At 37.0% G+C, this 12,293-nt stretch carries 6 protein-coding genes; all 6 read right to left on the reverse strand.

The window, feature by feature from the left end:
- Window positions 1–467: 467 nt before the first annotated feature.
- The gene (locus ACODST_RS08060) at window positions 468–2,534 is read right to left on the reverse strand and encodes a beta-N-acetylhexosaminidase (protein ID WP_488931605.1); all 2,067 of its coding nucleotides are present in this window, start codon (window positions 2,532–2,534) and stop codon (window positions 468–470) included.
- A gap of 155 nt (window positions 2,535–2,689) precedes the next feature.
- Window positions 2,690–4,630, reverse strand: coding sequence for a glucosamine-6-phosphate deaminase (gene nagB, locus ACODST_RS08065; protein ID WP_488931606.1), 1,941 nt, complete (start codon window positions 4,628–4,630; stop codon window positions 2,690–2,692).
- Window positions 4,631–4,742: 112 nt separating this feature from the next.
- Complete coding sequence (locus ACODST_RS08070; RefSeq protein ID WP_488931607.1) at window positions 4,743–6,323, reverse strand: RagB/SusD family nutrient uptake outer membrane protein; 1,581 nt, start codon at window positions 6,321–6,323, stop codon at window positions 4,743–4,745.
- A gap of 10 nt (window positions 6,324–6,333) precedes the next feature.
- On the reverse strand, window positions 6,334–9,366 hold the full coding sequence (locus ACODST_RS08075; RefSeq protein ID WP_488931608.1) for a SusC/RagA family TonB-linked outer membrane protein: 3,033 nt from the start codon (window positions 9,364–9,366) through the stop codon (window positions 6,334–6,336).
- A gap of 337 nt (window positions 9,367–9,703) precedes the next feature.
- Window positions 9,704–10,726: a glycosyl hydrolase family 18 protein gene (locus tag ACODST_RS08080; RefSeq protein ID WP_488931609.1), complete on the reverse strand. Its 1,023-nt coding sequence runs from the start codon at window positions 10,724–10,726 to the stop codon at window positions 9,704–9,706.
- Between the two features lie 69 nt (window positions 10,727–10,795).
- Window positions 10,796–12,289 carry a SusD/RagB family nutrient-binding outer membrane lipoprotein gene (locus tag ACODST_RS08085; RefSeq protein WP_488931610.1) on the reverse strand — a complete coding sequence of 498 codons (1,494 nt, stop codon included), beginning with the start codon at window positions 12,287–12,289 and terminating at the stop codon, window positions 10,796–10,798.
- Window positions 12,290–12,293 lie beyond the last annotated feature (4 nt).

Here is a 12,293-nt window from a genome sequence, read left to right on the forward strand (position 1 = left end):
GTTAATAGAAAATAAATACTTGGGCCGCGGCAGTTAAAAAAACTTCCGGGTTTTCGCTCAGCTGCAGGTTGGAAGGCTGCTGCCGATTGGAAATAAACTCAAATTAAATTCTATAGATAAATATTACTATTACCGATCTCACATCATCATTAGCCAATAGTAGTGATTGATATTTATTTATAATTTTTAAAAAATTAATCTTAAATACAAATGATAAATTTGGGACTACTCATCAATCTATACTCTTTTATTGTCATGTTTAAAATTCTATTCTTTTTATTTGGTTTTTAAAGGGTTAATACTCCGTTACTGGTTATTTTTTTATTATGATTAAGGAAGATTCAAAAAAGAAAATCAGGAAGTTTATTTTTTAATTACCTCTGCCAGCGGTTTCTGGCAGAGATAATCAGCACTCATAAAACAATAGGGCAACTTAAACTTACTAAATACTAATTCAAACCAAACCTTTAAATTAATTTCTTTAAACTTTCATAAACTGACAGCTCTACGTCGGCATGATCTTTTGTATTGCACTGCTCTATCAGGTTTTTCAAATCGGCTGTTTTTAGAGTCGATTTGTTATCTAAAACAAGCAGTAATTCCTGCGAAGCATCACTTAACTTTTTTGCCAGAGGCAGAATCGGCTGTACTAATGGTGCATTTGCACTTAATCCGGTTAGTTCTTTATGCAGGCCAATCCATTTATTTAAAAAGGCTGCTACTTTAGCTTTATTGTCCGCTGATTTATCAGTCAGATACTGACTAACGGCTTCGTTAAATGCCAGGGCATCTTTAGCATCCGGGGTACAGGCATCTGCAAAAAGTGTAAACGGTGAATACATCTGGTATTCTGTTCCGCCTTTGTTTCTGGTATATCCTTTTAAAGGTTCACATACATTCGAAAATTCGTCAAGTGCTTCTGTTTTCTGATTGTTGGCAATATTTCTCAGGATCACCCCTTTGTTTCGAATATGGGTTAACCCTAATTCTTCCAGTCTAAAGGAAATCTGCTCCAGACGTTTACGCATATTGGCAACATCTGTAATGTTTTCGGCAGACCAGAGTCTTTCGGCAATAGCAGCGGTTCTCGGCCAGATTCTTGAATCAATTGTTTCCGGTGTGGCAAGTTCTGTCCACATAGTGGCTTCACCTCCCAATATCCTTGCTTTTTCTTCTGTTGTTAAATTAGCACCTTTTGGCATTGGGTCGTTTAAATAGTGACTTGCAATTGGGTACATCAAATCGATATAAAATCCGTTTGACAATACGGTTTTGTATCCCTTTTGCACAGCATCAACCAGTGACTGTCCTGCCACTACTCCTTCATTTGGTCCTCTCCAGGAATGAACAATGGCTTCTTTAGAAAGGTCTTTGGTCAGAATCTCTTCCCAGCCCATTAATTGTTTTCCATGTTTTTTAAGCATTGGCGCTAACTGCATGGTAAAATAAGTCTGTAATTCGTGATTCGTTTTTAAATTATGTTTCTTTTTGAATTCCTGAATTTTTGGATTGGCATCCCAGTCCTTTCCTTCATTTTCGTCTCCTCCTATATGAAAATAATCTCCCGGAAATAAAGGGCAAATCTCATCAAAAAGCTCACTTAATATCTTGTATGTTTTAGGATTTGAAGGATCTAATGTTGGTGAAAATATCCCCGCATTTCTTTCAATTCCATAGGTCGCAATTGCGGTACCTTCAATGTTTTTTTCGGAAGTTCCTCCGGTCAGTGTGATCAATTTGCTTCCTATTTCAGGATAAGCAGTAAGTATAGCCGATCCATGACCCGGAACATCTATTTCTGGAACAATTAAAATACCCCGTGCATCGGCATATTTTACAATATTTTTAATTTCCTCTTGTGTGTAATACAATCCATCCGAAGCTAATTCGATTAATTTAGGATGCTTTTTGGTTTCTATTCTCCAACCCTGATCATCTACTAAATGCCAGTGGAAAACATTCATTTTCATGGCTGCCAAAGCATCTATATTTCTCTTAACCACATCAACCGGCTGAAAATGTCTTGAGGCATCAAGCATTAATCCTCTCCAGGTGAATCTTGGAAAATCTGAAATCTGCGAAACCGGAAAGAAGAAAGTTTTACTGTCATTCTGCAGCAGCTGTAACAACGTTTCTAATCCGTGCAACGCCCCTAAATCGCTGGTCGCATTAATCGTGATTTTGTTTGGTTTAACATCCAGACTGTAACTTTCATCTTCATATAAACCTATTTTTCCGCTTTTAGTACAGTTTATCTGTAATTCGGCACTTGGAAATTCATTTAATTTAGTAATAAAACCCTGTTCGAAAAATATACCTGTTCTACCATCTAACCGGCGCAGAAAACGGGTTACTCCACCAAAAATCCTTTGATCAGGATTTCCGGAGATATTTACTTTAAAATTTTTACTCAAAGTAAAACTTCCTTCGTTTACAACAACATTTTGAGGCCATGGCATAAGATTTAGCTGCTCTTTTTTAACCTGAGCACCGGCTGTTACACCTGCTAATAGTAGTACAAATAAATATTTCATTTTTAGTTTTTTTGGCGGGATGCCGTAAAAGCATCCATGTAAATTAGATAAAAACAAAACTCAGAAAGACTTCCGCTTACCTCACTATCTGCCTGAGGTCAATCTGAATTTTGCAGTTTGATTCGCTCTCACCCGAATCGGTTTAAAAAACAACTTTAATAATCAAAACGTTTAAAAGCTTCAATAGCTTCGTATTCTGCAAGCCCTAATTTATCGTATAAAATGGCTGTATTTTTATTTCGGTCTTCTGCCCTTACCCAGAATTCTCTTGAATCGTTGCCCTGAAACATAACACGGTCTTTTTGAGACTGGTGGTACAAAATTGCATGGCGTTTGAGCAGTACTTCTGACGGAGAAAGCGGAACGGCCATATCGATTTCATGAATGTCCCATTCGTGCCAGGCTCCTCTGTACAGCCATAACCAGCAGTCGTTCATATATTTTTCCGGTTTCAGTGCGGCCATTGCGGCAAAAATGGCATTCAGACAAACTTCGTGTGTTCCGTGCGGGTCTGCCAGATCTCCTGCTGCAAATACCTGATGCGGTTTTATCCTGGCAATAATTTCTTTGACAATAGCAATATCCTCAAGTCCCAGCGGATTCTTTTTTACCTGACCCGTTTCATAAAACGGAAGATCTAAAAAGTGAATATTTTCGTCTTTCAGCCCAATATAACGTACTGCGGCGTAAGATTCCCTTCTTCTGATTAAGCCTTTTAGTTTTCGCACTTCCAGCGAATCGATCTGGTTCTCTGATTTGTTGTTCAGAAACTCAATAACCGATTTGAAATTGATATCTTTTGGAAGGTTATTTCCTGTAAAATCGCTGCAGACTTCGGCAAATTTAAGTGCTTCATCGTCTGTAACGGCAATATTTCCGGAGGTTTGATATACTACGTGTACATCATGCCCTTGTTTGATCAGTTTTGAAAAAGTTCCTCCCATCGAAATCACGTCATCATCAGGATGCGGACTAAAAAGGATAACTCGTTTTTGGGCAGGATTGGCCCTTTCCGGACGATGTGAATCATCTGTATTAGGTTTTCCGCCCGGCCAGCCGGTAATGGTATGCTGTAAAACATTGAACATATTGATGTTCAAATCGTAAGCAGAACCTTCCTGAGCCAGTAAATCAGACATTCCGTTGTTGTTATAATCACGGTCTGTTAGTTTTAAAATTGCCTGATTGGTTTTCTGGCATAACCATACAATGGCTTTGCTTTTTAATTCTGGTGTCCAGATGCATTCTCCTACCAGCCATGGTGTTTTAAACCTGGTTAATTCTGATGCTGCAGACTGGTCTAAAACAAAAGTAGCATTAGGGTGATTTTGTAAAAATGTTGCCGGAACTTCGGAGCTTATATCGCCCTGAACCGTTCTTTTGATAATATCAGCCTTGTTTTGTCCCCAGGCCATTAATACAATTCTCTTAGAACGCATAATGGTAGAAACCCCCATGGTAATGGCTCTCTTCGGAACATTGTCGATTCCGTTAAAATCAGACGAGGCATCGACTCTTGTAATATGATCCAGGGTAATGATTCGGGTTCCGGAATTGATGTGCGATCCCGGTTCGTTGAAACCCACGTGACCTGTACGGCCGATTCCTAACAATTGAAAATCAAGTCCGCCTGCCTGTTTAATATTCATTTCATAGTCGATGCAGTATTGATTGAGTTCGTCAATCGAAACTGTTCCATCAGGAATATTAACATTTTCAGGTTTAATATCAATATGATTAAAAAGGTGCTGGTGCATGAAATAGTGATAGCTCTGATTGTTCTCTTTGCTCATTGGATAATATTCATCCAGATTAAAAGTGATCACATTGCTAAAGCTCAGTCCTTCTTCTCTGTGCATTCTGACTAACTCCTCGTATACTTTTACAGGAGAAGAACCTGTTGCCAGACCCAGTACACAAGATTTATTTTTTTCCTGCTTGGATCTGATCAATTGAGCGATTTCCTGCGCTACAATTACCGAAGCCTCAGCAGAACTTTTGAAGATCTCGTTATGAATTTTTTCGAATCGGGTTTCTTCAAATTTACCTGCACTTTTGTAGCTGATATCAGGTTTTATGTCTAAAGCACTTTTCATTTTTTTTCTTTTTTGGTATGTACAATTTTGGTTTTTGAAATGGTATAAGCAATTCGCACTGCTTATACCATTTACTAACCAAACTTAAAATCTCGAATCGTAATTTTATTTTTTAGAAGTTCGCTCCGGTAGTATCCCACCAAACTCTGGTTCCTCCTGTATCAGGACCATTCAATTTTGCAACTCCTGTAGCAACACCTCCGGAATTTCCAGCTTTTTCAGACTGAACAAAATTGACTCTTCTTACGCCAAACTCTGTTGTAATTGCTCCACCACTGTAGTTTTTAAGTACCGGGAATAATTTAGGATATCCGGTTCTTCTGTAATCAGACCATGCTTCCTGTCCCTCTGGAAAACCAGCAATCCATTTTTGAGTAATGATTTTTTGCAGTTTCACCTCATTTGTTGCAGCTCCGTCCCAGGCAACTGTAACATTATTTACGGCTGGTGAATTGTTCTCAGGAAAATTAGGATCAACATAAGCAATTGCCTTTTTTGTATTATCTGCTATATAACCTGCTGCACCTGAAACCCCTCTTTGATCAAATGATGCTTTGATACCAGCTTCATATAATTCTTGAGCAGTACCTCCCATATTCCAGCCTCTCAAAGCCCCCTCAGCTCTTAAGAAATAAGCTTCGGCAGCATTCAAAAGATAGATTTCTTTTGATCTTACCACAGCACCAATTCCTGAAAAATCCTGATGATCCGATTTTCCGCTAATTGCTATTCCTGTTCTTACTCCTTTATATTCATTAGGAAATTGTTTTGATGTATCAAAATAAGAAGCTATTCTAGGATCCTGATATCCCTTCATTATAGACTCCATATCAGCAGACATACGTATATCTAACCACGAACCACTGATTGTTGCAATTGGGTTTGTATAAACTGGTGAGACAATTTTGAATGAATCATCATTAACCAGCATAACACCAAATTTGTGAGCTACAGCTTTTTCTGCTTCTGTTTTTGCTAAAGCAGGTTTAACTTTAACAATACGCATAGCCAGCCTTAAACGAAGTGTATTTGCAAATCTTACCCATGATTCATATTTCCCTGCATAACCACTCATATCTGTTGATGCAAAAGTTGAAGCTTCTCCTGCATCTACTCTTTTTGTTAATTCCGCAACAGCTGTATCCAGTTCAGCAAACATTTGAGTATATACCTCTTCCTGAGAATCATACCCGATTGTTGCATCGGTTGAACCGAACTTAGAGTAGATGATAGGCCCGAAAGTATCTGTCATTCTGTGCATTCCCTCTACTTTAAGAATCAGTGACAAGGCATAAAACTGATCGTATTTTCCTTTAGATTTATTGGCAATATCAAATGCATTAAACATTACATTTTTATAACCGTAATCCCATATAAATCCATTCCAGTTATCCATCAATGAGTATGTTGTATTATTTACACCTCCTTCAAAACCGGTTGGAGTTGCCATATAGCCTGACCAAATATCAGAGTTTAAGCCTTGCTGTAATTGATAAACCCATTCTGGACTAAGAACCTGAATATTATTAAACATTGGGGCAAATCCCCCTTTAATATGGTTAAAATCCTGCTCAAAATCCGGAAGCGAAATACCATTCGGATTTGAATTTATATCTTCAAAGTTATCTGTACAACTCACTGAAGCGAGCAATAAACTGCAGATAACTGCTTGTGTTATTTTATTTAGTTTCATGATGTTAGAATTAGAAAGTTACATTTAAATTAAGACCGATACTTCTAGTAGATGGTAAACCATAAATATCTACTCCTTGTAAACCTTGTCCTGTACTCAATGCAATATTAGGATCGAATGGTGCATCTTTATAAATAAAGAATAAGTTTCTTGCAATTAACGAAATACTTGCTGTCTGAATAAACGGTAATGCTTTAGGATTGAAGTTGTATCCTATAGAAACCTCTCTAACACTTACATTTGTTGCATCATACATATATTCACCTGTAATACCCGCTCTTCCTCCTACTTGCGTATAATAAGTCTGAGCATCCATAGTTGTTACTGCCGTGCCGTTTGGCATTACAGCATTTATTTTAACACCTCCGGCATTTCTGGCATCTCCTGTAGCTTTTGAAACTCCAAATGCATCATTCTGTGCTTCTGTTAAACTCATAACATCACCTCCAAAACGTCCATCAATCAAAACATTTGCGAAGAAAGATCCTAATTTGAAAGAGTTAGAAAAACCTAACATAAAATCCGGGTTTGAATTACCTAATTCAACAAACTCAGTTTTTTGAATTTTACCGTCACTGTTTAATAAAATTCTTCCCTGATCATCTTTCAGCATTTTATAACCTTCAATAACACCAAAAGGTCTGCCTTCTGTTAAAGTATATTTATATCCGTTAACGCCTGGGTCTGTTAAATTTACTTTTCCACCCAATTCTTCAGGGATTTCTTTTACTTTATTTTTGTTCTGTGAAAAGTTAATAGCAGAATCCCATGAGAATTTATCATTTCTAACGATTCCGGCATTTAAGACAATCTCGAAACCTTTATTTTCTATACTTCCTGCATTAATTCCATAAAAATCAACTCCATAAACATTTCCAACAGGAGCAACTACTTGTAAATATTGATTTTTTGTTTCTGAGTTGTAGTACGAAATTTCAAAACCTAATCTGTTATTAAACATTCTCCATTCTGTACCAAATTCAAATTCTGATTTTAATTCTGGTTTTAATGTAGTTCCAGGCTTTGGAGCAACTAATGGATTATATTTAGCTCCGCTTCCATTTGTATAATAGTTACTTGGGCTTGAAATAAACGGATAAATATCATTACCAACCTGTGCATATGTACCACGAACTTTACCATAATTAATCCATTCCGGAAGCGTAGTCATTTCGCTGATCAAAGCTGTTAAACCAACCGATGGATAAAAGTAACTTGGAGTACCTGTATTTACTAAAGTAGATGACCAGTCATTTCTTCCCGTTAGGTCAAGAAACAACATGTCTTTGTACCCAAATGTCGTTGCAGCAAATACAGACTGTATCTCTCTGTGTGAATCGATTGTTTGATAGTTACCATCGTTATTATTAAAATTATGTAAAGTAAACCAGTTTGCATATTTCAAACCACCGCCAATTCCAGAATCCAAAATTGTTTTTTGATTTGTCATTGTGTTGTTTATACTAGCACCAATATTAGCATTAAAACTAAAGTCAGATCCAATTTTTGTATTGATTGTAGCTATTAAATCACCGTAACGCTGTGTGCTTAAAGCATTTTCATTAATGTAACGCCCATTTATGTGCGAAAGAGTTCCTTGTGTTGTAGCATAAATTCTTTTATCAAAAATACTCGTCACTCTGTTATAACTGTATCTTGAAGCAATGCTTAACCAATTATTTACTTTATATGTTAATGATAATGCACCATTAAAGAAGTCATTTTTATCCTCAGATTTATTTCTGTTAATTGCCCAGAATGGATTCTGCATAATATCTCTATTGGTCATCCAGTTCTGTGCCATTAAGTTTCTTGAAGGATCAAAAACTTCATAATTTTTTTCGTAAAGATCAAAATCATAACCTCTTGGCATTAAATAAACTCCTGTAAGTGGATTAAAGTAGAAACCATTTACAGGTTTATTTATAATAGTCTGAGAAGTATAGTTTGCATTCGCAGCAAAAATTAATTTGTCATCAAAAAATTTAGCAGTTTGTCTAATTCCGAAATTATTTTTCTTTAAAGCATTTTCAGGGATAATACCAGTTGCTGAAGTATTAGCATAAGAAAAAGCAGTAGAAGAGTTTTCAGATCCTATAGAATAACCTAATGAAGTAATCTGAGTTGTTCCCGTTGTAAAAAAATCTTTTACATGATCTTTTGTTTTTCCTGCAGGTCCCCAAGATTCATCTGCACCAGCTGCTGCAACATAATCAGTTTGGAATTTTGGCATATAAGCCGCTTCCTCAAAAGTTGTTACAGAAGAAGCTGTTATATTTGCTTTGCCTGTTTTTGCTTTTTTAGAAGAAAGTAAAATAACACCGTTTGCTCCCTGAGACCCATATAATACAGAAGCTGCAGCGCCTTTAAGTACCGTCATCCCTTCATAGTCATCTGGATTAATTAATGAAACAACATCTCCTCCATCACGATTACCACCTGCTAAACTACCAAATGATTCATTAGGCTGTCCTGATCCTGAGTTAAGCATTGGAATACCATCAATAACATACAAAGGCTGGCTGTTTACCACAGATGAATTTCCACGAATTACCACTTTTGTAGACCCTCCCGTACCACCTGAACTTTTTGTAACCGCAACACCAGCTATCTTACCTGCAATTGTATTAATAACGTTGGCATCTTTTACACGTGTTAATTCTTCTCCTTTAAGTTCCTGAGCGGCATAAGTCAAAGATTTTCTGGTTTTCTTAAGACCTAATGAAGTTACCACCACTTCATTTAAAGCGTTTGATGCGGCAACCTGCATTTTAACATTAATTGTAGACGCATCTCCTACAACTATTGACTGTGTTTCAAGGCCTACATAACTAAAAACTAATGTCTGTCCTTTTTGAACCTCAATGGAGTACAGTCCGTCAAAATCGGTAGTAGCCCCTTTTTGACCTCCTTGTACAGCAACGGATGCACCCGGTAATGGCATCCCGTCAGAATCTGTAATCACACCTTTAACATTTTTTACCTGAGCAAGCGAAACCTGCGCCGTAAAAACAATCATAAAGATTAAGAAAATTTTTTTCATGTTTATTTATTTTGTTAGTTATGACGTAAAATTATTCTTAAGGGATTGTTAAAAAAAATATATTATACAAACGGCGGGAAATTTTAAACGAACGACATAAATCATTCAATAATCCGTTACACGAAAACGTTTTCCTGTCTATTAAATGCGTTTTTCAGCCTATTTTCTGCATTTTTATACAATATTTAAAGATATTTCATAAAAATATTTCAAAATCAACAACACTCAGCCTATTGATTTTTAGTATAATAAAAAAAGCTTCATTTCTGCCAAAAGCAACAAATGAAGCCAAATACGTATTAATACTAAGGTTTTGTAAGAACAACTGCAGTTCAGACTAATTTCCGCATAAACTGGTAGTTTTGAACTTTAACGAAGTGTATTTTTTGTGAATAACCTCCAGTAAGGAATATTCTCCAAAAGAATCCTGTGCCAGTTCCCAAATCATAATGCCTCCGGTATTTTCTGAAGCATATTCGACCTTTCTTGTAATAGTAGTCCGGCCATTATAATATATTTTTCCAACTTCGTCCTGATCGGCAAATTGGGTTCCCGCCTCGACAATCTGACCAAATGTAGAACTGGTTACTTCGGCATACGTAAAATTATAACCGTAAAACGGCACTCCAAGAGTGAGTTTTTCAGCTGACAGATTTTGTTTTTTCCAAAATTCAACACCTTCCTTTGCAAATTCAAAAGAGCTGTGCTGTTCTATTTTATTTGGGCTCCATGGCCCGGTACTGTCATACGCCATTATATTTATAAAATCGAAAGCATTTAAAGCTTCTGAATTTATATGCACAAATCGTGTATTATTGGGCAGTGCTGCTGTTAAAAGTTTATTGGCTGTCGTTGTGCTTTTTTTTAACTCGGTAACAAAACCACTATAACCGGAAGTCACCGCATCCCACTCAAGATCAACGTCGACACCATCTAAATTATGATCTTTTACAAATTTTAGGATATTGGCTATCAGGGCCGGCCGGTTTTCTGGTTTATCAATAAGCATTGACCAGTTTGCAGCCTGTTCTGCCGAAATCACTCCGCCCGCCAGCGAAATGCTGACTAACAGTTTTGGATTTACTGATTTTGCATATTTTACTACGGCATCAATATCTCCTTCAAAAACCAAGTTCCCATTTTTATCCGGATTGGCAAAGGCAATATTCAGATGGGTTAATTTGCAAAACTGAATAGACGTAATTTTACTGAAACTGTCTGTTGACAAATACCCGACTACTCTTGCGGTTTTCGTTTTGGATTCATCGTTGTCCTTTTCTTTTTCATTGGTACAGCTGTAAACTGAGAAAAGAGAACTTATATAAAAAAGGATGCCTAATAAGGCTTTATTTTTTATCATAATTTTTTTGATTTAATTAGAATGAAAATATGACCTTATTAGGCATAACTTATATTTTTAGGATTTTATTTAGTTGGCATCCCACCAAACTTTATTTAACCAGTCATTTGTTCCTCCCATTCTTGATAAAGCTTCCAGATAATTTTTCTCATTTTTCTGCATTTCATCATTCGGATAGTATAAACGTTTTGGCGTAACTCCGTTTGTTTCAGAATCCGGGTTTGTAATTGGAAGCAATACAGGGTATCCTGTTCTTCTCCAGTTCGAATAGGCTTCTATACTGTTAAAGATATATGTGATCCAAATCTGGGTTCCAATCTGCTCTTTTTCAGTTCCGGCTGCTAGTGGATGGGCATTTGTATAGGTATCTATACTGGACTGACTTGCTGCAGGAGCTCCGTAAATTTCCAATTGTTTGATACCGGCCTCAACACCTTTTTTGTAATAAGCTGCTGCTGAACCTGAAATCCACCCTCTGTACGCTGCCTCTGCCAATAATAACTGTGCTTCTGAATAACTAACGTGCAGGTAAGGAGTTGTTTTTAGTTTGTAATAAGGCTGAATTCCTGACGCAGCATCAGAACCTCCTCCCGGAATATCCCATCTAAAAGTACCAGGACGAACTCCTGCATACATCACTGGTCCTACCTTGGTTGGAGTCGCCAGCATAGTTAGTCTCGGATCATCGTTATTTTTCAAATAATCAATTAAAAGCGAACTGAAATGATCACCATGCTCATTTCCAACAAAAGCATAGGACAAACCGTTTCCTCTAAAATCCAGAGAAGCCGGATTATCATTAAATGTCGCATCTAAATGTTTCATGATACAGTTATCAGCATTGCTCTCAAAAACACCATTTTGAAAAGCTGCTTTTACCTGTTTTTCAGCTTCGGCAGGTTTTACTTCAGAAAGTCTCATCCCAAGGCGCAGTCTCATGGTATTAGCCAGTTTTTTCCATTTGGAAATATCGCCACCATAGAATAAATCTCCTTTTACCGAACCTCCGTTTGTATTTAACTGATTGTAAGCTTCGTCTAATTCGCTAAAGAAAGCGGTGTAAATATCTTCCTGTTTATCGTATTTAGGCGTTACAATTCCTTTTGAAAATCCTAAACCGGCTTCAGAATACGGTACATCTCCATACAAATCGGTTAAACGCTGTGCTACCATTACTTTCATAATTTTAGCCACTGCATTCATATTCACCGCTGCAGGGTCTCCGCTGGTTTTATCCAGAATATCCACCACGTTTTTTAATTCGTTGGCATATACATTTCTCCAAAGAGCAGTCGCATAACCGTCATCTTTTTTGAATTTGTTTCCATATTCAGTAACCGCCCAGGAACCTGCATAATGCTGTACAAAACCTCCTGAGTAAATAAGATTGGCTCTCCATTGATAAAATCCGTCTCCCGACATACACAATTGTGTAAAGGTTAACTGCCCTGCCGGATTAGCAGACAACGCAACCGGATCTTTTTCCAGTTCGTCAAAATTTTCGGTACAGCCAGCTGCCGCAAACATTATGACGATGGCTAGTAATATTTTCTTAAATTTCATAATT

This window comes from Flavobacterium sp. FG19 (assembly GCF_057809475.1).

Coding starts and splice junctions, on each gene's coding strand:
- ACODST_RS08085 (WP_488931610.1), bottom strand. CDS start 12,289: ATGAAATTTAAGAAAATATTACTAGCCATCGTCATAATGTTTGCGGCA.
- ACODST_RS08075 (WP_488931608.1), bottom strand. CDS start 9,366: ATGAAAAAAATTTTCTTAATCTTTATGATTGTTTTTACGGCGCAGGTT.
- nagB (WP_488931606.1), bottom strand. CDS start 4,630: ATGAAAAGTGCTTTAGACATAAAACCTGATATCAGCTACAAAAGTGCA.
- ACODST_RS08080 (WP_488931609.1), bottom strand. CDS start 10,726: ATGATAAAAAATAAAGCCTTATTAGGCATCCTTTTTTATATAAGTTCT.
- ACODST_RS08060 (WP_488931605.1), bottom strand. CDS start 2,534: ATGAAATATTTATTTGTACTACTATTAGCAGGTGTAACAGCCGGTGCT.
- ACODST_RS08070 (WP_488931607.1), bottom strand. CDS start 6,323: ATGAAACTAAATAAAATAACACAAGCAGTTATCTGCAGTTTATTGCTC.